The 21,739-nt window shown below is 70.9% G+C and carries 15 protein-coding genes; 7 read left to right on the top strand and 8 right to left on the bottom strand.

The genetic code is table 11. The features are described from left to right. The first annotated feature begins 169 nt into the window (after positions 1-169). From O0S08_RS00385 to O0S08_RS00375, 3 genes are read left to right on the top strand one after another with little or no spacing between them, the layout of a single operon-like run. A complete protein-coding gene (locus tag O0S08_RS00385; RefSeq protein ID WP_308477865.1) occupies positions 170-1,276 on the top strand; it encodes an IS630 family transposase in 1,107 nt (368 codons plus the stop codon). After that, entirely contained in the window at positions 1,273-1,593 is a 321-nt protein-coding gene (locus O0S08_RS00380; RefSeq protein WP_269032845.1) for a hypothetical protein, read from the top strand. The genes O0S08_RS00385 and O0S08_RS00380 overlap by 4 nt, the downstream gene beginning before the upstream one ends. Before the next feature lie 41 nt (positions 1,594-1,634). Next, positions 1,635-2,858, top strand: coding sequence for an FG-GAP repeat domain-containing protein (locus O0S08_RS00375; protein ID WP_269036924.1), 1,224 nt, complete (start codon positions 1,635-1,637; stop codon positions 2,856-2,858). Between the two features lie 16 nt (positions 2,859-2,874). On the opposite strand, the gene O0S08_RS00370 is transcribed toward O0S08_RS00375, so the two are convergent. Then, a complete protein-coding gene (locus O0S08_RS00370; RefSeq protein ID WP_269036923.1) occupies positions 2,875-3,666 on the bottom strand; it encodes a nuclear transport factor 2 family protein in 792 nt (263 codons plus the stop codon). Positions 3,667-3,688: 22 nt separating this feature from the next. Next, positions 3,689-4,150 (bottom strand): MarR family winged helix-turn-helix transcriptional regulator, encoded by a 462-nt coding sequence (locus tag O0S08_RS00365; protein ID WP_269036922.1) that lies wholly within the window; start codon positions 4,148-4,150, stop codon positions 3,689-3,691. A 224-nt stretch (positions 4,151-4,374) separates the two neighbouring features. On the opposite strand from O0S08_RS00365, the gene O0S08_RS00360 reads away from it, so the two are divergent. The 3 genes from O0S08_RS00360 to O0S08_RS00350 all read left to right on the top strand — a co-directional run bounded on the left by O0S08_RS00360 (position 4,375) and on the right by O0S08_RS00350 (position 8,034). After that, positions 4,375-5,271: a LysR family transcriptional regulator gene (locus O0S08_RS00360; RefSeq protein WP_269036921.1), complete on the top strand. Its 897-nt coding sequence runs from the start codon at positions 4,375-4,377 to the stop codon at positions 5,269-5,271. 284 nt (positions 5,272-5,555) lie between these two features. Next, positions 5,556-5,984, top strand: a complete 429-nt coding sequence (locus O0S08_RS00355) for a hypothetical protein (protein WP_269036920.1) — start codon at positions 5,556-5,558, stop codon at positions 5,982-5,984. Between the two features lie 706 nt (positions 5,985-6,690). Next, positions 6,691-8,034, top strand: a complete 1,344-nt coding sequence (locus tag O0S08_RS00350) for a multiheme c-type cytochrome (RefSeq protein ID WP_269036919.1) — start codon at positions 6,691-6,693, stop codon at positions 8,032-8,034. A gap of 91 nt (positions 8,035-8,125) precedes the next feature. Here O0S08_RS00350 and O0S08_RS00345 read toward each other — a convergent pair whose 3' ends face one another. Both O0S08_RS00345 and roxB read right to left on the bottom strand, forming a co-directional pair. After that, positions 8,126-9,997 carry an IgGFc-binding protein gene (locus O0S08_RS00345; protein ID WP_269036918.1) on the bottom strand — a complete coding sequence of 624 codons (1,872 nt, stop codon included), beginning with the start codon at positions 9,995-9,997 and terminating at the stop codon, positions 8,126-8,128. A 160-nt stretch (positions 9,998-10,157) separates the two neighbouring features. Further along, positions 10,158-12,434: a rubber dioxygenase RoxB gene (gene roxB / locus O0S08_RS00340; RefSeq protein WP_269036917.1), complete on the bottom strand. Its 2,277-nt coding sequence runs from the start codon at positions 12,432-12,434 to the stop codon at positions 10,158-10,160. A 702-nt stretch (positions 12,435-13,136) separates the two neighbouring features. Between roxB and O0S08_RS00335 the strand changes: the two genes are divergently transcribed. Continuing rightward, positions 13,137-13,439: a hypothetical protein gene (locus O0S08_RS00335; RefSeq protein ID WP_269036916.1), complete on the top strand. Its 303-nt coding sequence runs from the start codon at positions 13,137-13,139 to the stop codon at positions 13,437-13,439. A 229-nt stretch (positions 13,440-13,668) separates the two neighbouring features. Here O0S08_RS00335 and O0S08_RS00330 read toward each other — a convergent pair whose 3' ends face one another. The 4 genes from O0S08_RS00330 to O0S08_RS00315 all read right to left on the bottom strand — a co-directional run bounded on the left by O0S08_RS00330 (position 13,669) and on the right by O0S08_RS00315 (position 21,562). After that, entirely contained in the window at positions 13,669-14,040 is a 372-nt protein-coding gene (locus O0S08_RS00330) for a response regulator (protein ID WP_269036915.1), read from the bottom strand. After that, complete coding sequence (locus O0S08_RS00325) at positions 14,037-14,696, bottom strand: response regulator transcription factor (protein WP_269036914.1); 660 nt, start codon at positions 14,694-14,696, stop codon at positions 14,037-14,039. Before O0S08_RS00325 ends, O0S08_RS00330 begins: the two co-directional genes overlap by 4 nt. Continuing rightward, positions 14,696-20,641, bottom strand: a complete 5,946-nt coding sequence (locus O0S08_RS00320) for an AAA family ATPase (protein ID WP_269036913.1) — start codon at positions 20,639-20,641, stop codon at positions 14,696-14,698. The genes O0S08_RS00325 and O0S08_RS00320 overlap by 1 nt, the downstream gene beginning before the upstream one ends. A gap of 333 nt (positions 20,642-20,974) precedes the next feature. Then, the gene (locus O0S08_RS00315; protein WP_269036912.1) at positions 20,975-21,562 is read right to left on the bottom strand and encodes a TetR/AcrR family transcriptional regulator; all 588 of its coding nucleotides are present in this window, start codon (positions 21,560-21,562) and stop codon (positions 20,975-20,977) included. Between the last annotated feature and the right edge of the window lie 177 nt (positions 21,563-21,739).

Raw genomic sequence — 21,739 nt, 5'->3', positions numbered from 1 at the left:
GTCCTTCTGGACATCCGAGCGCGTGCATCCGCGCCCGGTTTGCCGCGGCCGGCGCGGCGTGCCACGCTAGTACTGCCTGCCCGAAGTTCTCCAGGGGTTCTGTCCTGGATCCATCGCCAGGGCGGTATAGGCGGTGGAATAGGCGAGGCGCGAAAACGATCTCGTCGATGTGCCAGGCCCACGAGCACAACGGCTTCGTTTGGCACCTTCGGTCCGTGACGAACTGGAGGTGCTGGCCCGGAGTGGCCGCGCCGAGGCACGCCTCGTACTCCGGGCGAGGCTCGTGCTCCTCGCTGCCGAAGGGCACTCAAACCAGGAGATTGCGCGGAGATTGGGCTGCCACGTGGACACGGTGAGGGTGTGGCGTGGGCGCTTCGCGCGTGATGGGCGAGTCGTGACGCTCGAGGATCGTCCGCGAAGTGGGCGACCTCCTCGGGTATCGCCGGCGACACGCTGCAAGCTCATCAAACTCGCCTGTGACAAGCCTGCCAGGCATGGCCAGCAGACCCGTTCGACGTGGACATATGCGACGTTGGCAAGGCGCCTGCTTCATGAGACAGGTGTCGGGCTCAGCGTGTCCGAGGTGGGGCGAATCTTGCGCAACGAGGATTTCCGGCCGCACAAGATGAGGCTCTGGCTGCACAGCCCCGACCCCGACTTCTGTCGCAAGGTTCAGCGCATCTGCGATCTCTACCATCATCCCCCGGACGGAGCTCATGTGCTCTGCGTCGACGAGAAGACCGGCATGCAGGCGCTCGGACGGAGATTTCCCAGCAAGCTCCCCGCGCCCGGCCGCGCGGGCCGTTTCGAGTTCGAGTACGTCCGCCGCGGTACCTGGTCGTTGTTCGCGGCCTTCGACGTCCGCACCGGTGAAGTCCTGGGCGAGTGCAAGCCGCAACGACGGGCCGAGGACCTCTTGGACTTCATGGAGAGCCTTGCCCGCAAATATCCTACCGGCCAGCTCTACGTCGTCTGGGATAACCTCAACATCCACTATGAGGGTGCGGACCAGCGTTGGGCTCGCTTCAACCGGCGTCACGGCGACCGCTTCCACTTCGTATACACGCCGATCCATGCCTCGTGGGTCAACCAGATCGAGATCTGGTTCTCGCTGCTGCAGCGCCGCGTCCTTCGTTACGCCGACTTTCCTTGCGCCGGAGCCTTGCCCCGCGCCGTGATGAGCTTCATCCGGCGCTGGAACAGCGACGAAGCGCACCCGTTCAACTGGACCTTCCGCGGTCACTTCGTCCACACTCAGCGGCACCACGCCGCATGAGCCGTCCACGCACCACCCGCAACGCCGCTGCGAAATCGGACGATGACGCTCGCGCTGTCGAGCAGTTCCTGCGCCAACACCAGGGCCTCGCACATATCCGTGTCCGGCATCGCGCCCCGCTCATCACCCTCGAGTCCGGCCCCACCCACGATCCGATCCCGCACGCGCGCCTGCGCCGTCTCGCCGCCAACTTGTGGCAGCTGGAGATGGCTACCCATACCGGGCGCTGGGAACCAACACCCTTCCGCGCCTCTCGCGACGAACTGCTCGAGCTGCTCCTCGGCAACTTCGGCTGGACCCTTGCAGAGAGGGCCTAGCAACCCCTGGAGAACTTCGGGCCGGATGTACTAGATCCCTCGTGACTCGCCGCCTCCCTCGCGCCGCCGCGGTGCTGCTCCTCGCCAACGCCGGCTGCCCGCTCTCCTTCGATCCGACCGCCGCCGACGCGAGCACCGCCGCGCCCATCACCACCGCCACGAGCGACCTCGATCCCGCCACGAGCGAAGCCGACCCCACCGGCGGCACGTCCCCGGCCGGCACCAGCGCGCCCACGACCTCCACCGGCGCGCCCACGACCGGCGACGACACCGGCGACGACGACACCGGCGACGACGACACCGGCGACGACGACACCGGCGACGACGACACCGGCGACGACGACACCGGCCCCGACGACGGCTGGCCCGACTCGCTGACGCCCGTCGTCACCGAGGTGTGGGACTTCGAGGCGCTGGACCTCGGCGACGTCGACGGTGACGGTCGCCTCGACCTCATTACCTCGGGGACGGGGTATCCGCCGCGCGTCGACGTCTACCCGGGCCTGGGCGACGGCAGCTTCGACCGCGACGCTGTCGTCGTCAGCGAGCTGTGGGACTTCTCGCAGTTCGTCGTCGCCGACGTCACCGGGGACGGCCGCGCCGACGTCCTGGCTCAAGGGACAGGTTACCCGCCGCGCGTCACCGTCTACGCCGGCGGGGGCGACCTCGCAGTGACCGAGCTGGCCACCACCGACGTGTTCGAGTTCACGCACATGCAGGCCGGAGACCTGACCGGCGACGGTCGGGCCGACCTCCTGATCGGCGACGGCCTCGTCTCGTGGCCGTGGCTGCAGGTGTGGCCCGGCACCGCCGAGGGGATCGCCGACGCGCCGCTCTTCGAGGCCGACCCGTGGGCCTTCGCCTTGCTGCGCAGCGGCGACGTCACCGGCGACGGCCGCGTCGACGTCGTCACCGCCAGCACCGAATTCCCGCCGCAGTTCTACATCCACCCCGGCGACGGCGACGGCGGCTTCGGCGAGCCGCAGATCAGCGAGATCTGGGACCTCTCGTGGTTCGACCTCGGCGACCTCGACGGCGACGGGCGAGCCGACGCCGCCGCCGACATCCCGAACAACGAGTGGCGCTTCCAGCTCTACCTCGCCGGCGCCGACGGCTGGAGCGACGCCGGGGCCCGCGAGGGCTACAACTTCTTCCGCTTCGAGCTCGGCGACGTCGACGGCGACGGCCGGGCCGACCTCGTCACCCACGCGAGCGGCTACCCGCCCCGCGTCGACGTCTACCTCGCCCCCGTGATCCAACCTTGACGAGAGGACATGTCCCTCAGGACATCGCCGCGAGCATCGTCGGGTTGTCGATGCAGTAGCGGATCCGCACGACCAGGCCGTCGCGGATCTGCCACACGTGGGCGATGGGCACGTCGAAGCGATGACCGCTGGCCCGCAGGACGCCGCGGGTGCGGCCGAGCGCGACCACGTGCTCGCCGGCGTCGATGAAGCGCTCGAGCGCCAGCGTCGAATCGACCGCCTGCAGGAGCCGGGCGAAGAACGCCTGTGCGCCCGCATGGCCCTCGTAGTGGTCGCCCCACGGCACCTCCGGCGATTGATCGATCTGCACGTCGGCCGCATACAGGGCCAGCACCGCCGCCAGGTCGCGGCGGCCGAACGCCGCGTACACCTGCTTCACCACCTCGACGTTGTCGCGCCCGGCCGGCCCGCCGGGGAAGTGCTCGACGTGCCGCTCGCCGCGGCGGCCGTGGTAGACGACGTGCCTGCCGGCGATCCACACGTCGTAGCCGACGCAGCCGGCGGCGCGGGTGCGGCGGACGAATTCGGGGTACTTCACCTCGCCCTGCTGGGCCCCGCGCACGGCCGCCTGGACGGCGGCGCCGTCGAATTCGGCGGCGATGGCCGGCTCCTGCAGGTGCAGCTCGAACGTGTGCACCTGGCCCGCCGCGGTGTAATACGTGGTCCGGCCGACCCGGTAATCGACGTGGTACGACTCGACCCCGGCCGCTGCCAGGCGCGTGACCACGGTGCCGAAGTCGATGGTCCCTGCGTGCGACTGCCGGGCGCAGTCCTCGATCGTCTGAACATTCGCGCTGTCGTTCGTCATCGCTGGTCGCTCTCTCCTGCCCCTAATCGATCGGGGCGCTGTCGAGGTGGTGGGTCCGCGCCAGCTCCCGCAGCACGCGCATGAGCTCGTCGCGGACCGGTCGCGGCAGGTGGCCGAAGAATTCCTCGTCGTTGGCGTCGGCCAGGTGGGCCAGCCGGGGCACCAGCGCCCGCCCGTTCGCCGTGAGCGCGACCGCCTGCTGCCGGCGGTCGACCTCGGACGGCGAGCGGGTCGCCAGCCCCTTGTCCTCGAGGCGGCCCACCAGCTTCGACACCGCCCCCTTCGTCATCCCCAGCGACTGCGCCAGCGCCCCCGGCGACGCGCCCTCGGGGCGGTACAGCTCGCGCAGCACGACCCACTCCGAGACGCTGACGCCGCACGCCTCGACCTTGAGCCGGAACGCGTGCGAGACCTGGTTGGACACCCGCCGCAGCCAATAGCCGAGGTGCGCCTCGAGCCCGCTGACCTCCCGCTTCGCCGCCATCGCCCGGTCATGATAGTTTCCTCGGAAACTGATTGCAAGTCCCCCTCGGCCCCGCCGCCGTCAGGCCGCGCGCACGGCTCCCCGGCGGCCCTGGCGCCGGACCGGCGGCGGCAGGACCGCCTCCGAAGAGGCCTGCAATTGCTTCCTTCTCGGAAACAAAAGGAGTTCTTATGGCTTCTTTGTTCCCCGTCGGGAATAGTCTGCCGTGGAGAAGCCCGGGAGCGATGGATCACTTGTTAGCGATGCGCGTGTTCGCGCGAGTCGTCGAGGCCGGCAGTTTCACCCGGGCGGCGGCCTCGCTGCAGATGCCCAAGGCCACGGTGACCAAATTGGTGCAGGGCCTGGAGGCGCACCTGCGGGTCCAGCTGCTGGAGCGGACCACGCGGCGGGTGGCAGTGACCGCCGACGGGGCCGCCTATTACGAGCAGACGGGCCGCCTGCTCGGCGAGCTGGACGAGATCGAGACGACGCTGAGCAACGCGCAGAAGAGCCCGCGAGGCAAGCTGCGGGTCGACCTCGGCGGGACCACCGCCAGCATCGTCGTCATTCCGGCGCTGCCGCGGTTCTACGCGCTCTACCCGGACATCGAGCTCGTGCTCGAGGTCAGCGACCGCGCCGCCGACGAGATCGGCGACAACATCGATTGTGTGATCCGGGGCACCGCCTACGACGTGACCCACGTGTCGCGCGAGCTCGCCTCGATCCGGTGGGTCACCTGCGCCTCGCCCGGCTACCTCGAGCGACACGGCGCGCCGCAGCACCCGCGCGACCTCGAGGGCGACCACTTCGTCGTCACCTACGTCTCGCCGCGCGCCGCCCGGCCGATGGTCCTGCAATTCGAGCGCGACGGCGAATCCCTGGCGATCCGCGGCCGCTGCCGGCTCGGCGTCAACGACAGCAACGCCCACCTCGCCGCCGGCGCGGCCGGCCTCGGCGTGCTGCAGGCCCTCGAGTGCATGGCTCGCCCCTACCTCGAGCGCGGCGAGCTGGTCCCCGTCCTGACCGACTGGCAGCGCCCCTCGCACCCGATCTACCTCGGATACCCGCAGAACCGCCACCTGAGCGCCAAGCTGCGGGTGTTCGTCGACTGGGTCGCCGCGCTGTTCGCCGCCGCGCCGTGACCGACATGTCTCCAAAGACATGTCCAATTCGCCCGGCGAACCCGCGCCCACGTCCGCGCATTCGCGGACCTCGCGTGGCCGGCTCGCACACGCCGCGAACGACCTGGTCCACGCGCCCGCTCGCCGCCCGCAGGCCGGTCTCATCATTCCACCCGGCGGACGCCGGCGGCCTCTCGCCCCGCGGTTCGGCGAGCGGACGCGACCGGCACCGCCAGGCTCGCTTGACGGCGAGGGCGGCGATGCTACGAACCTCCGCAGTCCACATATCCGCAGGAGGAGCGCTGATGACGAAGCGGGACAGGGATCGAGACGAAGAGGAGCCGCGCAGGCGCAGCGACGACCAGGCAGAAGAGGGGGAAGAAGGCCGGTCCCGGTCGACGCAGCGGGCCAAGTGGATCCGCTCGGTCGACGAGCACGAGGACCGGCCCGGGCAGACTCTGGCGACGCGCAACCACGACGTGATCTGCCGCTGGGCCGAGGCGCGCGGAGCCAACCCCGCCACGGTGAGCAGCACCGAGCACGAGGGAAGAGCCGGCGTCCTCCGCTTCGACTTCCCTGGCTTCGGGGGGGAGAACCTCGAGGAGATCGAATGGGAGGAGTGGTTCAAGCCCTTCGACGAGCGGCGCCTGGTGTTTTTATATCAGGAGCACAAGGCCAACGGCGACACCAGCACCTTCTTCCGCCTCGACAACCCGAACCGCGAGGACGCCTGAGGCGCCTCTCCGCGGCGTCGCGGCGGCCGTCGCTCACGACAGCCGCGACGTGCATGGTAGGACCTGCGCTCAAAGACAGCTGCATGAGCTCGTGACCGAGTGACGACACGCGCGGCAGCGACGGCGCGGATCGGGATGGACCCTCGCGCGCGCCGCAGGGCCAGCGACTGCGCGCTCGTCGGTCCTCGCACCCCTCCTCGGCGTGTGCGAGGATCGACGGGCGGCGGCCGCGAGGCTGGCGCGCCTTGAACGCCTGCGCTCCTCGCGAGCGCCGCCCCGACGGGGTGCAGCCGCCCGCAGCGAGCGGCATGGGCCACGCGCCGGCGCGACGGGCACGCACGGCGCCGCTGGCGGCCGCCGAGCCGCGAACGCCCTTCGTGGGTCCGCGGAGCACCTGAGCGCACGAATCGGTGCTCATGACATTTAATAAGTGGCGCGCGTTCACGCCCTCCGGGGTCGCATGTCTCGACAGACATGTTATGCGTCGGACCCGTGCGCCGCCCTGTCCGACGAATGGGGCCCGGTGGTCGCGCGTTTCATGGTACATGTCTCTCGGGTCATCCAGTGCATAAAGGCGAATGGCGCGCCGTGTCACCCCTCACCGGCGCATGGCGCGTCCGTTGCCCGCCAATGATCGGGTGATACATCTGCCGCGCAACATCCTGGCGACTCGCGGCCGAGATTCGGCCTCGAGGCCAAGTGACGCATGAAAACGCTCCGCACGATCCTGACCCTGATTCCGCTCGCCTGCGGCGGCGGCGGCAGCCCGAGCGGCCCGGACGAGCTCCTGTCCGACGAGCTGTCGATGCCGCGGGAGCCGACCGTCGCGCTCGACGGCTTCGCCTCGGCGGAGCAGTGCGGTCTGTGCCACGAGGCCCATTACCTCGAGTGGAGCACCTCGGGTCACGCCTATGCGATGATCGATCCCGTGTTTCGGGCGTTCGTCGCCGTGCGCCAGGAGCACTACGGCGGCAAGCAGGACATGTTCTGCTTGCAGTGCCACAGCCCGATCGGCACCCGCGGCGGCGACATCGTGCCCGGCTTCGACTTCGCCGACCTGCAGCCGATCACCCTCGAGGGCGTGACCTGCGAGAGCTGCCACAAGGTGGCGTCCCTGGCCCGTCCCTACAACAGCGGCCACGTGCTCGACCCGGACGGGCCGATGCGCGGCACGATCGCCGAGCCGATCATCAGCGCGGCCCACGAATCACAGTTCTCGCCGCTCCACGGCGCCGCGAGCTTCTGCGCGGGCTGCCACGACCTCCGCGAGGTGAGCGGCCTCGTGCTGGAGCGCCCGTACGGCGAATGGCAGGGGTCCCCCGCCGCGGCGGCCGGAGTCCAGTGCCAGGGCTGCCACATGCCCAGCTACGAGGGCCCGGCGGTCGTCGGCGGGCCGACGCGCAGGCTCCACCGGCACACCTGGATCGGCGCCGGCATCCCGCTCCTGGAGGGCTTCCTCACCGCGGAGGAGAAAGCCTCGTTGCGCGCGGAGGTCAAGCGGCTGCTCGCAAGCGCGGCGCGAGTCGACATCACCGCCGACACGTCCGTCCGCGCCGGCGACGTCGTCGACCTCTTCGTCGCCGTCACGAACAACATCGCCGCCCACAACTTCCCCACCGGCTCGACCTTCAACCGGCAGGCCTGGGTCGAGGTCGTCGTCCGCGACAGCGACGGTCGAATCGTGTTCGCCACCGGGACCCTCGACGCCGGCGGCGAGCCGAGCGGCTCCTCCCTCGCCGCGCCGGGCGCCCCCGAGCTCCTGCGGCTCGGCTCGATCCTCGTCGACGAACGCGGCGAGCCGGTGCTGTTTCCCTGGCGCGCGGCCGAGCACGTGTCGAACGCCCTGGGGCCGCTGCGCGAGCGGGTGTTCCGGCTCCGCGTACCGACGGGGCGCGCCGCTCGCGGGCCGCTCTCGGCGGAGGCGCGGATCCTGTTCCGCGCCTTCTCCCCCACCGCGCTGCGCGCCCTCGGCCTCGACGAATACGCCGCCGGGCTCGAGATCCACGAGGTCTCGCGCGACCGCATCCGCGTCGAGCTCCGCCCGCCATGACGACGCGCGCTCTTCGGGCGCAGCGACGCCCGAGCGACGTCTTCCGCGGAAGCCCGATCTCGCACGACGTCAGGACATCTCGATCGCCCGCTCACTGCGGCGGCTCGTGGATCTCGAAGCCGCCCGGGTACCAGTAGCTGACGAGATCGGCCACGCCGCGGACCGCGAGGCCGACCCCCTGATCGGCGAGGAGGACGTGGTTGCCCGGCGGGACCGCGTCGTCGATCTCGACGCGGGCGACGGAGTAGCCGGTGCCGGCGAGCGGCTGCCAGCCGCCGACGGGCAGGCCGTCGAACGTGACCTGTGCGCCGTCCTTGGCGACGATCTCGGCGAACTGGGCCGTCCAGTCGGACAGCGCCTGGATGACGTAACGCTCTCGCCAGTGCTGCGGACTGACGGCCAGGATCATCGACGGGTCGCCGTCGGCGTCCGGCTGGCCGAGCATGTACTGCGAGACGAGGATCTTCTTGTCGGCAGCGACCACGAACGCCGCGCTCGTCGGCCCGAGGTCGACGAAGTCGCCGGCCTTGGCGAGCGTCTTGGCGACCTGCTGATCGGGGCTGAAGCTCAGGCTCGTGTCGTCCTCGCTGGCGACGATGCGGACGATCCGCTGCCCGGACTCGTCCAGCGGCGGGACGACAAGGTACTCCGTGGCGAGGTCGCCGAGCGGGAGCATCGCCTCCTCGAGGTGATCGCAGCTCTCGCGGCCCGCGGGGATGTCCGCGCATTTGTGCCCGCCGCTCACCTGCACCGGCTTGTCCGCGGCGACGATCGTGCCGGTGAGGTCGGCCGCGTCGTCGAGCTGCGCGACCACCTGCAGCACCTCGCCGGCGTCGAGCGTCACCACGCCGGACCCGTCGGCCGCGACCCCCGCCCCGGCCTGCACTGCCTTGCCGGTGGCCGACGGCGTCAGGGTGATCGTCGTGTCGTCGTGCGCGGCCGTCACGGTGTAGAAGCCGGGCAGCCCGCCCGACGAGGCCCAGCTGGCGACGACGTAGCGGTCCGACCAGGCAGTGACGGGCAGCACCGTCGAGGCGTCGCTGCTGCCGGTCGGATCGAAGGTGTTGAATTGATTGAGCGCGATCGGCCCGGTCGCGCGCAGTCGGACCGCGGCGTCCTCCACCCGCGCGGTCGGCCCGGTGCCCGCGACCAGCGCCTCGTTCCATCCCAGGTAGAACGTCGACGTCCCCTCGGGAGGCACGGTCCCGAAATGGGCCTTGGCCACACTGCCGGGCCAGGTCAGCGTGAGCACGATCGGCTGATCGCCCATGTTGGCGATCACATACCCGGTACGGTCCGGCTCCTGGTTGTGCAGGTCGTGCTGCAGACCGTTCGCCAGGTGGAAGTCGCAACCGACGTTGGAGCGCCCCAGAGCGTCCGCCGAGCAGTCACCGACGCACTGACCGATGCCGGGGTCGCACTCCATCCCCTGGAACGGATCGCAGTAGTCGACCTCGGTCTGCTTGTTGCCCTTTTCGTTGCACAGATACACCGTCGGCCCGCCGCAGGCGGTGGTATTCGGGACGCAGATCTGGCAGCCGTAGCCCGCGAAGCAGCCCTTGGAGCAGGCCTCCTCGAACTTGAAGCCGCCCGCGCCGTCGCACACCTTGACCGTGTCGCCCTCGCAGATCACCTCGCCGTCGGGGCAGATCGGCGCGCCGGTGGAGCCGCTCTCCTCGCCCGGGACATCGTCGGTGGTGAGCTCGCCGGCGCTGGTCTCGCTCGCCTGGCCGGTCGTGCTCGCCGAGCCGGTCGTGCTGGTGGTCGGCTCGCCGGTCGACGTCGTGCTGGCTGGCTCGCCGGTGCTCGTACTGCCAGGAGCGCTCGTGCTCCCGGTCTCGCCCTCGGTGGCCGTCCCGACGTCATCGCTGCACGCCCCGAGGAGCGACACGATCGAGAACGCGAGGACGCGGCGAGAACGCGGGATTCGACGCTCATCGATGACGGTGCGGATCAGCTGCATGGAGCCCTCGAACGGTAGTCCCCGCCGAGCTCTCGACAATTGCGGACGCGACGACTTTTCGCCGCGCGCCGCCGGCGCGCCTCACGACGGCCGGGCGAGCTCGCGCGAGGGGCTCCCCGCCGATTGCGACAGTCGGCCTGCGCGGGGACGACCCGCGACCTCAGAGCGTCTTGAGGTACTCGAGGATCGCCAGCCTCTCGTCGTCGGTGAGCACCGACGTGAACTCGTGGCCCTCGTTGCCCTGGCCGTGCATATGCGTATTGTAGATCTTCCGCTCCTCCATCTGCTCCTCGGTGAGGATCGGCGGATAGAGGATGTTCCACACCCCGATGAAGTTGGAGTACAGCGTGCTGAGGAGCAATTGGAGCAGCGGGTCGTTGTCGCTGCCGGGGACGCAGTCGATGTATGGCGACACGTCCGGCTGGTTCAAGCCTTTCATCTCGCACGGGATCTCCTGGTAGTACCAACCGACGCGTTCGGTGTCGTATGCGGTCAGGCTGGTGTCGTAGCCCATCACCACGTCGCCGGCCTGGTCCGGCCGCGGCGGCGCCGACAGGCGCAGCCAGATGTTCTTGCGCGCCGACGGCTGCAAGATCTCCCAGATGTTGGGCACCGAGCCGTTGTGGAGGTACGGCGCGGTGGCCCACACCCCGTGGAGCGGCGGCGCGAGGTAGCCGAGCTCACGATCGCCGCGCAGGTCCGCGCGGTTCTGCGGTCCGCAGTCCTGGTCGGTGCCCGCGGTCTCGGGGTAGCCGAAGAAGTTCTTCGCGCCGGCCACCTGCACCGCCTCGTTGTTGGTCTCCATCCGCACCGGGTCGGTGCCGATGACGTCGAGCGGCGTGATGTAGCTGGCGACGCCCTCGAGCTCCGGTCGGGCGAGCCACGCCGGGTCGTTGAAGAAGCGCGGCGCGTACGCCCCGTGGCAGCTCGAGCACGAGCCGTTGCCGACCTTGGGGTTCTTCACCGGGTTGTTGCGCGCCGGCGCCCACAGGTCGACAGTGTGAAAGAAGACGGCGCCGCTGCGCGCCAGCCCCTCGTCGATCGCGAACGGGTACCTCGGCGCCTTGAGCGTCACGATCCAGTCGTTCGCGTCGGGGCCGTGCTGGCGCATCCATGCCTGGCCGGACTCGCTGAGCTGGCCGAGGATGCCGCCGAAGAGGCCGAAGAACGGGGTGTAGAACACCATGTCGACGCGCGGCGCGTCCATCGGGAACGTCCCGTCGACGAACTTCAGCGCCCGGTGGCCCATGTTCCACCACGACGGCGTGTTCATGCCGGCGGTCGAGCCGGAGGTGAGCACCCCCCACAGCGTCTGGAAGTCGTACAGCTCCTCGTCCGGGAACAGGAAGGCGAGGTTCACGTCGCTCGCGTTGTTGACCCCGCGGGTGCGGTTGAGGTTGGCGATCGTCGCCGCCGAGGCGAGGTAGCCGAGCGGGAGCATGTCGCGGAGGAACAGGTTGTGATCGGCGAGCGGGCTGCCGCTGCCGAGCAGCATGCCGAGACCGGGGCCGTCCTCCGGGGCGCCGATGCTGCCGGAGTGGCAGCCCTGGCAGGTGATGCCGATCTTGCCGGTCCAGGTGCCGTCGGGCCCGCGCAGGTGGGTGAAGAACTGCGGGAGCCGACCCGAGCCGCCGTTCGTGAGGTTCGGATCCTCGCCGGGCAACGGATAGGGGTTCGGCGTCGGTCCGAAGGGCGCTCCGTAGCGCTGCGAGACCAGCTCGTCGAAGTTGTCGGGGCGCGACTGGAAGCCCCAGATCTGCCAGAGCTTGTTGTACTGGGTCGCCGGGAACGTGGCGATGCCGAAGCCGGCCGTGATGTCCTGCGGCTCCGTCCCCGAGAAGAGCGCGCCCGAGCCGATCTCGCTCGGCGTGAGGAGGGCGCTGCCCCGCTTCGCGCGCTCGCGCAGCTCGCCGCAGGTCTTGGCCGCGCCGACCTCCTGCACGAGCGCCGGATCGACGTGGCAGTCCTTCCAGAACGCGTTGAACGCGACCGCCCGGCCGTCGCTGACGCCCGGCTGCACCATCGCGCGCGGGTCCTCCGGGAGCGCGGTGTCGTCCGGCTTGCACTGACAGAAGTCCCACAGCGCCCAGCCGCCGTGGCTGCTCCACAGCAGTTCGTCGGGCGCCGGCGGCGTCGGGTCGAAATAGGGCTCGACGTAATAGGGGCTCGACGCGTCGCAGCCCGCCGGCTCGCCCCCGGTGCTGCTGCCGTCGCTGCTGCTGCCGTCGCTGCTGCTGCCGTCGCTGCTGCTGGCCTCGCTCGTGGTCGGGACGCTCTCGTCGGTCGTGGCGACTCCCTCGGTGGTGTCGCCGGTCGTGACGCCCTCGCCGGTGCCCGTGCTCTCGGCAGGCGGCGTGTCGCCGCACCCGAGCGTCGGTAGCAGCAGCGTGGAGAGGACGAAGGAACAGCGTGACGCGACGCGTGGACATCGAAGCATCGGAGACCTCCTCGAGGTGTGCAGGGTGACGGACACAGGCCCACGGAGCGCGCATCGCCTCATCGATCGACGCGCCACCGGACCATCCCGGCAAGATAGAAGACGCGGCGATTTTTTACAACGGATTAAAAAATATTCCCAAACTGTGGCCTCGAGACCATGGCTGGCCGTTTTCTGGAGAATTTTTGAACTGCGGTTAAACCCCGCGCACTCGACCGCCCGGACCTCCAACATTGTTCGATCGGCCGACGACCTCGCACTGCGAGCCGGTCTCGGCGTAGTTCACCGCCCACATGAAGCCGGACTGCCAATCGAACAAGCGGCCGAGTCGACGCCGTCGTTCGACGCCACCGCCATCATGTCTCCTGTCCTTTCAGCCATGTAGATGCCGCCACGAAGCCGGTCACCGGGTCGCTAGCCGCGAGCGCCGGATCGAAGCGACCGACCCCGACCTGGCGATCGCGTTGGACGACACGTGGCCGGTATCACCCCTGAACATACTGGTGGAACACCCCGATATCACCGGCCCCACGCACCCATCTCCCACGTCCGCGTTCGCACACCCGGACCGCCTGTCTCGCGGGCAGGAGCGCCCCCCACCGATGTCATGTCGGTCATGGACGCCAGTGACGTCGACGTCGTGAGAGCCCGACCAAGAGCGCCTCGATCCGCCGCGCCACGCCTGGCAGCTACCCCGGCATCATGGCGAAGACGCTCGGGCTTATTTCTTTCCTGCTCCTGATCGGGGCGTGCAACGACGGCGGCAACACCGAGGGCGGGGAGTGCTATTACAGCCCCCAGGTCGAGGTGCCCCGCGCCGATTACGACGCGGCCGAGGAGGACGGCGAGCTGTCCGCGGAGGAGTGCGAGGAGCTGTGCAACGAGTTCCTCGACGTCGAGGACTCGGGCGGCCCCGAGGAGGTCCAGGGGCCCGACTGCATCATCGACGTCGTCGGGGCCAAGATCGTGACCATGGAGTGCCGGGTCGACATCGGCTGCGCGTGAGCGGCCACCGCTATCCGCTCGGCTGCACGAACATCAGGAAGATCGCCACGCCGGTCGCCACGAAGGCCACGAGCAGGAGCAGCGCACGACGAGCCTCGGCGGGAGAGTCCATCGTCATGACGCTAGCAGAGTGCTCCTGCGCGGGGCGACGCCGCGGCATCGAGTCGCACCGCCGCGGCGCGGGGTCGTGACGTTACGTCGCGACGGCGGACTCGGCCGTGCCGGCGCGTCAATCGCCGCTCGTGACCTGCTCGATCGCGTCGAGCAGGTCCTTGGCCTGGAACGGCTTGGTCAGGAAGGCCAGCGCGCCGGCGCGGAAGCACTGCTTGCGCACGTCCTCGTCGCCGTGGGCGGTGAGGACCACCACCGGCAAGCGCGCCGAGCGGCGGCCGAGTTCGACCAGCAGGTCGACGCCGCTCATCCCCGGCATGCGCACGTCGAGGACCAGCGCGTCCATCGCCTCGACCTTGCCGGCGGCCAGGAACGCCTCGGCCGAGGCGAACGTCTCGACGTTGAAGCCCGTCGACCCGAGCAGGTTGCCGAGCGAGCGGCGCAGCGACGCGTCGTCGTCGACGATCGCAATCAGCCGTTCGTCGCTCATTTGCCTCGTCCTTCGTCGGCCGCTTCGAGGTGCGCGAGGCGCAGGGCGAAGCGCACCAGCTCGGCGACCGAACCGGCCCGCATCTTCTCCATCACCTTCGCCCGCTGCTCCTTCACCGTCGCCTCGCGCGTGCCGAACTCCGCCGCGATCTGCTTGTTGAGCTGACCGGCCACCACCCCGCGCATCACCTCGCGCTCGCGGGCGGTGAGCGACTCGTAGCGGCCCGTCAGCGCCGCCAGGTCGTCGCGCTCGAGCCGGGCCACGCGGTCGCGCTCGATCGCCTCGCGCACCGCCGCGATCAGGTCGGCCGGCTGGAACGGCTTGGTCATGAACTCGACCGCCCCCGCCTTCATCGCCCGCACCGACATCGGGATGTCGCCCTGCCCGGTGAGAAAAATGACCGGCAACGTGACCCGCGCGTCGACCAGCCGGCGCTGCAGCTCGAGGCCGTCGAGCTGCGGCAGCTTGACGTCGAGCACCGCGCAGCCGCGCGCGTCGGAGCGGTCGGCCGACAGGAAGCTCTCGGCGCACGGGAAGGTCTCGACGTCGAGGTCGACCGACGCGAGCAGCCGGCTCAGGCCGGCGCGCACGGACGGGTCGTCGTCGACGACGAAGACCTTGGGGGCCGCGGGAGAAAGGGTCGAGGTCGCGTTCATCAGGAGCTCCGCTGCGAGGTGCGTGAGATCGCCGTGAGCGAGAAGCCGAATGTAGCACCGACGCCGGACGGGTTGGGCCGGGCCCACAGGCGCCCGCCGTGGCGCTCGATGATCGAGCGGCTGATCGCCAGTCCCATCCCCAGGCCGTGGGCCTTGGTGGTGAAGAACGGCTGGAACATGTTCGCCAGGTCGGCGCCGCCGATGCCGACGCCGCAGTCCTCGACCTCGACGACGACCGACGCCTCGGCGTCGCCCCACTCGACGAACGTACGAACTGTGATGCGGCGGCGACCGGGCTCGACGTCGCGTGAGGCTTCGTTCGCGTTGAGGATCAGATTCAGGACCACCTGCTGCAGCTGGACGGGGTCGCCGACGACCCCCGGCAGGCTCGGCTGCAGCGCCGTCTCGAGCACCACCTCGGCCTGCAGCAATTGCCGGCGCACGACCGGCAGCACCGCGTGGACGACGGCCGTGAGGTCGCAGGGGTTGGTCTCGATCGACGAGCGCGACAGCAGGGCCCGGATCCGCCGCAAGATCTCGCCGGCGCGGCTGCTCTCGCTGGCGATCGCCGCCAGCGACTCGCGGACGTTGTCGAGCTTCGGCTGCGGCGCCGACAACCAGTTGGTGCACGCCGCCGCCTCGGCGATGATCGCGGTCAGCGGCTGGTTGATCTCGTGGGCGATCGACGCCGCCAGCTCGCCGAGCGTGGTGACGCGGGTGACGTGGGCGAGGTCGGTCTGCGCCCGGTGGAGCGCCGACTCGGAGCGCTCGAGGTCGAGCTCGGCCCGGCGCTGCGCCAGGGCGTTGGCGAACACCTCGCCGAGCATCCGCAGGCGCTGGCGGACCTGGTCGGACCAGTGCATGTACCGCGAGGTGCACGCCAGGTTGAGCGACGCGCTCGTCACCCCGCCGACCGCCAGCGGGATCGCGATCACCGACTTTATCCCCATCGCCTCGAGCGCGCGCCGCTCCTCGCGCTTGTGCTCCGGCATCCGCTTCACGTCGTGGACCGGCACGTCCTCGCCGCGGCGCATCTCGTCCACGCTCTCGGGGAACACCGCCGTCGTGTTCGGCGGCAGCGCCACGCCCGACCTGGCCCACGTGTGCGTGCTGACCGCGGCGGCGCCGGAGTGCGAGAACCAGAAGATGAAGATGCTGTCGACCTCGAAGAAGCTGCCGACCTCGGCCAGCGCCTTGTCGATCTCCGCGTCGAGGCGGTCGGTCGGCGAGGCCGCCAGCCGGCTCGAGATCGACGAGCGCAGCGTCCAGAAGCGGACCCGCGAGTCGAGCTCCACCTCGGCCTGCTTGCGGTCTTCGATGTCGGTGCTGGTGCCGTACCACTCGACGATCCCGTGCTCGTCGTAGAGCGGCTGCACCCGCGTCAAGAACCAGCGATAGACCCCGTCGGCGCGGCGCAGGCGGGCCTCGAACGAGCCCGGCTCGCCCGACCGCACCAGCCGCTGCCAGTGCGAGCGCGCGGCCTCCGTGTCGTCGGGGTGGGTCGCGCTCGGGTGGCGCTGCGCCTGCGCCTCCGTCAGCGACAGCCCGGTGTAATCGAGCCACTGGCGGTTGAAGAACATCGCCGAGCCGTCGGGCCGCGCCGACCAGGCGAGCGTCGGGATGGTGTCGATGATCCGCGTCAGCCGCCCCTCGGAGCGACCGACCTCGGCGTAGAGGCGCGCGTTCTCCAGCGAGATCGCCGCCTGCGACGCGAGCAACGTCAGCACCGCGATCCGCTCCGACGTGAAGGCGTGCGGCGTGAGCGTGTTCTCGAGCTGCAGGACCGCCACCAGCTGCGACTGCTTGGCGATCGGCAGGCACAGCAGCGAGCGGCAGCGGCGCTCGGCGACGTACGGGTCGCCCGCGAACGGGTGCGCCTGCAGGGCGTCGTCGAGGAGCACGCTCTCGCGGGTGCGCACGACGTACTGGATCACCGTCTCCGGCAGCTCCTCCGCCGGCGCTCCGGCGCCGCGCAGCTGCACCGCCACGCCCTCCTCGCGGGTCGTCGCCACCGCGGCGACCTCGAGCTCGCCGCGCGCCAGGGTCACCAGCACCCCGCGCGTCGCCCCGGCGCTCTCGACCGTCGTGCGCATCAACGCCTCGATCAATCGCTCGAGGACGATCTCGCTCGACAGCGCCTGCGACGCGCGGATCACCGCCGCCGCGTCGAGCCGCTCGAGCAGCGTCTCGCTCGCGGGCACCACCGGACGACCGACCCGCAGCCGCCGCGCCAGCAGCTCGACCTTGCCGCGCGCGCCCCAGCGGTCGTAGAGGCCCTGCGCCTCGCGGGTGTACGCCGCCGCGATCGTGGCGAACCCGCGGCGCTCCCAGAAGCGCCCCGCCAGCTCGTGGGCGACCGCCTCGAACTGCACGAAGCCGTCCGCGCGCGCGCGCCGGATCGCCTGCTCGTAGAGCTGCTCCGCCGCCGGCTCGCGGCCCTGCAGGCGGGCCAGCTCCGCCTCGACCAGCGCCACCTGACAGCCGAACGTCTGCGGCGAATCCTCGGCCCACGCGGCCAGCTGGGCGTGGTGCGCCGCCACCCGCTCGACGTCGCCGACCGCCGCGTGGGCCAGCGCGGAGTACAGGTGAAACTCCGCCTCCTCGTAGAACTGCGCCGCGACGGCGATGCGCTCGCGCGCCCGCGCGGCCAGGGCCACGGCCTCGTCGTAGCGCTCGCGATGGAAGCAGGCCTGGAGCTCGCGGACCGTGCGGAACACCGCGAGCAGGGCCCCCGAGTCGTACGGGTCGCTGAAGAGCCGCTCCTCGGCGGCCGCCGGGGCCTCGCCGCCGCCGATCGACGCGCGGAGGGCCCGGATCAGACCGAGCTGGGCGCCGATCAGCTCCGTCGCGAACGCGGAGCCGAACTGGCGGGCCAGGCTCAGCGCGGTCTCGGCCTCGCGCTGGACCTCGGTCAGCGGCGCGCCCGCGGCCAGCAGGTACGTGACCGCGAACCCGGCGCAGTACGCCGCGTACGGGTCGCCGCCCTCGAGCGCCGTCTCGCGGGCCCGGCCGATGATCGCGTGGCTGGCCCGCAGGTGGCTGGTCCACGGGATCACGTTGATCGCGAACACCATCAGCACGCGCGCCGCGTAGCGGTCGAGCCCGCGGCTCTCGACCAGGTCGGCGCTCAGCCGGCCGAACCGGAAGCCGTCGCGATACGCGGCGAAGCGCGGCCCGATCACGCTGGCGAGCAGCGAGAAGGCCAGCGCCGAGCCGTCGGTGCTGCCGTGCTCGAGGCTGAGCAGGACGATGTGGATGATGAGCAGCGCGTAGAGGTTCTTGTCGACGAAGTACGCCGGCGTCGCGAACAGCGACAGCACGTCGACCACGGCCCGACGCCGCGGGTCGGTCATCCGCGGCAGGTCGAGCAGCGACTCGATCGAGCGCTCGCCGATCCGCGCGCGCATGCCCTGATAGTGCGCCCGCACCTCCTCGTCGCTCGGCCCGGGGCGCAGCGCGATGCCGACGCCGCGCAGGTAATCGAGGCAGATCGGCACCACCTGATCGAACCGGTCGGTGGTCGTGTACAGGTGGATCTGCAAGCACACGATCGCCGCGCGGTCGATCGGGTCGGTCACGCGCGACGCCAGCTGGGTCAGCCGCGCCTCGGCCGAATCGGTGGCGCCGCTCAGCCACTCGCACTCGGCGAGCGCCTGCGCCACCGGGAACGCCAGCTGCGGACAGCGCAGCCAGCGATCGGCCGGCAGCAGCGCGCTCGCCTGCGTCAGGTACCCCAGCGCCTGGGCGTACGCGCTCGAGGCCTTGGCCCGCCTGCCCGCGAGCAGGTTGAGCTCCGCCAGCAGCAGCCGCTCGTCGTCCTCCACCACCAGCGACGAGCCGCCGTTGTACTGGTGGACGATGTCGAACACCGCCTCCTCGCGCCGCTCGCCCGGCGTGCCGGCCAGCAGCCGCCGCGCGATCCGCCGGTGGGCCGCCGCGCGCTCCGACTCGGCGAGCAGCGCGTACGAGGCCTCGCGCACGCGGTCGTGCAGGAACGAGTAGGCGCCGCCCAACTGGTACACCAGGCCCGACCGGATCGCCTCCGCCAGCGCCGCGTGGATGTGCTCGCCGTGCACGACCTCGAGGGTCCGCGCCGGCGCGGTGCGTCCGAGGCACGCGAGGTCTTTCAGCGCCTCGCGCGTGGCCGAGGGCAGGCCGCCGAAGCGCGTCATCATCAGCTCGACCACGTTGTCGGTGAAGTTCTGGGCCTGGATCCGCGCGACATCCCAGGTCCAGCTGCCGCTCGCCGGGTCGACGCCGATCAGCGCGTCGTCGTAGAGCGCAGTGACGAACTGGATGGCGAAGAACGGGTTGCCGCTGGTCTTCTCGTAGACGAGCCGCGCCAGCGGTCGCACGTGCTCGCGACTGCAGCCCAGCGCCCCGCCGAAGAGCTTCTCGACGTCCTGCACCTGCAGCGGCGGCACCGCGATCTCCCGCAGCGTCGCCCCTGCCGCGGTCATCCGCTCGAGCGCCCGCGCCAGCGGGTGCGCGGCGCCGACCTCCAGGTCGCGATAGGCGCCGACGACCAGCAGGTGCTTCACGTCGTCCTGTCGCACCACGTGCTCGAGCAGGGCCAGGGTCGCCTCGTCGGCCCACTGCAGGTCGTCGAGGAACAGCACGAGCGGGCGCTCGGCGGTCGCGAACACCCCGAGGAACCGGCGGAACACCGCGCAGAAGCGGTTGTTCGCCTCCTCCGGGCCCAGCTCGGCCACCGGCGCCTGCTCGCCGATGACGAGCGCCAGCTCGGGCACGAGGTCGACGATCAACCTCGCGTTCGGCCCCAGCGCGCGCTGCAGCGACTCGCGCCAGCCCACCACCTCGCCCTCGCTCTGCGCCAGGATCCCGCGCATCACGGTGCGCAGGCCCTGGGCGAACGGCGCGTACGGGACGGCGCGGGTCGACTCGTCGGCCTTGCCGCTGGCGAACAGCGCCCGCCCCGGCAGCAGCGCCCGCCGCAGCTCGTTCACCAGCGACGACTTGCCCGCGCCCGGATAGCCGGTGACGAGCACCAGCTCCTTGGCCCCGACCGTCGCCACGCGGTCGAAGGCCTGCAGCAGCGCGTCGGTCTCGCGCTCGCGGCCGTACAGCTTCTCCGGCACGCGGAGCCGCCGCGCGACGTCCTGCGCCCCGAGCCTGAACGGCTCGACGCGCCCGAACACCTCCCACTCGGCCAGGCACCGCCGCAGATCGGTGAGCACGCCGCGGGCCGACTGGTAGCGATCCTCGGGCGTCTTCGCCAGCAGCTTCGTCACGATCGCCGAGATCGGCCGCGGGATCGCGGGCACCAGCTCGTGCGGCGGCGTCGGCTCGCGCGCGAGGTGCCGGTGCAGCAGCTCCGCCGGGTCGGTCGCGCTGAACGGCAGCACCCCGGTGAGCAGCTGGTAGAGCGTGACGCCGAACGAATAGAGGTCGCTGCGCGCGTCGATCGACCGGTTCATGCGGCCGGTCTGCTCCGGGGCCACGTAGGCCAGCGTCCGCGCCGACAGCGGGCCGCCGTGGTGCTGCGGCTCGCGCAGCGACAGCGACGCGCTGCCGAAGCCGGTGAGCCACGCCGCACCGGCCCGGACATCGACGAGGATGTTGGCCGGCTTGAGATCCTTGTGGGTGATGCCGCGGTCGTGGACGCGGTCGAGGGCGATGCCGATCCCGATCGCCACGCGCAGGAAGGCCGTCAGCTCCCACGCACGACCGACGAGGCTCGCCAGGATCTCGCCGCCCGGATCGGCGAGGACGAGCGCCGGTCGATGGCCGTCGCGCGCCAGCTCGAGGGGCCGCGCGCCCCACGTCGGCGCGATCGCGTGGCGCAGCGCCAGCTCGTGCTCGAGCCGCGCGACCGGCCCGAGCGCGACGAGGACGGCCGCCCCGTCGCCGCGACGGACCGCCCGCGACAGGACGACCTCGCCGTCCTCCCAGATCGGCGTCGAACGTGCCAGATCGAGGGGCATCGGCAGGGCTGTGCCGTCTCCACCAGGACTGTCGGGCATGGGTGCTGCCATGTTCGTCGCCCGCAAAGAGTCGCCCGGGCGGCTCGGAGTCTACCCGAGGGCGACGAACCACCGGGCTCGCCGTGAACCCCGACCTTGGTCGGGTAGCCGTCCCGAGATGAAAGCAGTTCGCTCTCGAGCGGCGCGCTCACGAGAGCGACGACGGCCGCGGACGCCGACGTCCCCGCGATCGCGCGCCGCCGACGAAGCAGCGGCAGCGCCGCCGGACGACCGACCTGGCGAGCGCCGCGCCGACATGTCTCTACGGACATGTCTCAAAGTTTTAAAAGATAATCAGCCGCGCGGCTCGATGCCTCGCCAGAACATCTCGACCACGCGGTCGCGGTAGTCGTCGCCGAACTCGGGGCTGGCGGAGCCGAGCGCGTGCTTCATGAAGTGAGGCACCTGCAGGCTCGAGCTGAAGGCGGTGGCGAGGGCGACCGGCGAGGGCGCGACGATCCGGCCCTGCGCCGCCAGCTGGGCGAACCATCCGACCAGCGCGCGGTGGGCCGGCATCCCCGGCCAGCCTTCCTTCTCCCAGTTGAGCACCTTGGCCGGGCGGGTCTTGGCCGCCGACAGCACCGAGATGCACGGCAGCTGCTGGACCAGGAACGCGTCGATCTTGGCCGCCAGCTCGCGCATCTGCTCGAGCACCGGGCGCTCGTCGGGGCCGCGCTCGATCTCCGCGACCCACGGCGGATTGCGCGGCATCAGCGAGCGCACCATCAGCTCTTGCTTGGTCCGGAAGCGCTTGAACAGCGCCGCCTGCGACACGCCGAGCTCCTGGGCGATGACGTCCGTCGACACGCTCGGGCCGTGCTCGAGGAAGCACCGGCGCGCGGTCTCGAGGAGCTCATCATCGGTAAAGGAACGCGGTCGCATCGGCCGATTGGAGGGTGCCACCTTCTGAATAACACGCCACCCTCGTCAATCATCGGTCGCTCACGCCCGCGCGGGCGGCGCTGCGCGTGTGGACGCGCTCGGCCGCGGCGGCCGGCTCGGGCGCCGCGAGTCCATGCGCGATTTCGCACATGCAGCCAACGGCCAGCCAGGCCCGCC

It is taken from the genome of Nannocystis punicea (assembly GCF_026965555.1).
In the GTDB taxonomy this organism is placed as follows: Bacteria; Myxococcota_A; Polyangia; order Nannocystales; family Nannocystaceae; genus Nannocystis; species Nannocystis punicea.
The sequence above is the reverse complement of the archived record's forward strand: the minus strand, read 5'-3'. Positions and strand labels throughout refer to the sequence as shown.

Coding starts and splice junctions, on each gene's coding strand:
- O0S08_RS00380 (WP_269032845.1), top strand. CDS start 1,273: ATGAGCCGTCCACGCACCACCCGCAACGCCGCTGCGAAATCGGACGAT.
- O0S08_RS00370 (WP_269036923.1), bottom strand. CDS start 3,666: ATGACGAACGACAGCGCGAATGTTCAGACGATCGAGGACTGCGCCCGG.
- O0S08_RS00365 (WP_269036922.1), bottom strand. CDS start 4,150: ATGGCGGCGAAGCGGGAGGTCAGCGGGCTCGAGGCGCACCTCGGCTAT.
- O0S08_RS00360 (WP_269036921.1), top strand. CDS start 4,375: ATGGATCACTTGTTAGCGATGCGCGTGTTCGCGCGAGTCGTCGAGGCC.
- O0S08_RS00355 (WP_269036920.1), top strand. CDS start 5,556: ATGACGAAGCGGGACAGGGATCGAGACGAAGAGGAGCCGCGCAGGCGC.
- O0S08_RS00350 (WP_269036919.1), top strand. CDS start 6,691: ATGAAAACGCTCCGCACGATCCTGACCCTGATTCCGCTCGCCTGCGGC.
- O0S08_RS00345 (WP_269036918.1), bottom strand. CDS start 9,997: ATGCAGCTGATCCGCACCGTCATCGATGAGCGTCGAATCCCGCGTTCT.
- roxB (WP_269036917.1), bottom strand. CDS start 12,434: ATGCTTCGATGTCCACGCGTCGCGTCACGCTGTTCCTTCGTCCTCTCC.
- O0S08_RS00335 (WP_269036916.1), top strand. CDS start 13,137: ATGGCGAAGACGCTCGGGCTTATTTCTTTCCTGCTCCTGATCGGGGCG.
- O0S08_RS00330 (WP_269036915.1), bottom strand. CDS start 14,040: ATGAGCGACGAACGGCTGATTGCGATCGTCGACGACGACGCGTCGCTG.
- O0S08_RS00325 (WP_269036914.1), bottom strand. CDS start 14,696: ATGAACGCGACCTCGACCCTTTCTCCCGCGGCCCCCAAGGTCTTCGTC.
- O0S08_RS00320 (WP_269036913.1), bottom strand. CDS start 20,641: ATGCCCCTCGATCTGGCACGTTCGACGCCGATCTGGGAGGACGGCGAG.
- O0S08_RS00315 (WP_269036912.1), bottom strand. CDS start 21,562: ATGCGACCGCGTTCCTTTACCGATGATGAGCTCCTCGAGACCGCGCGC.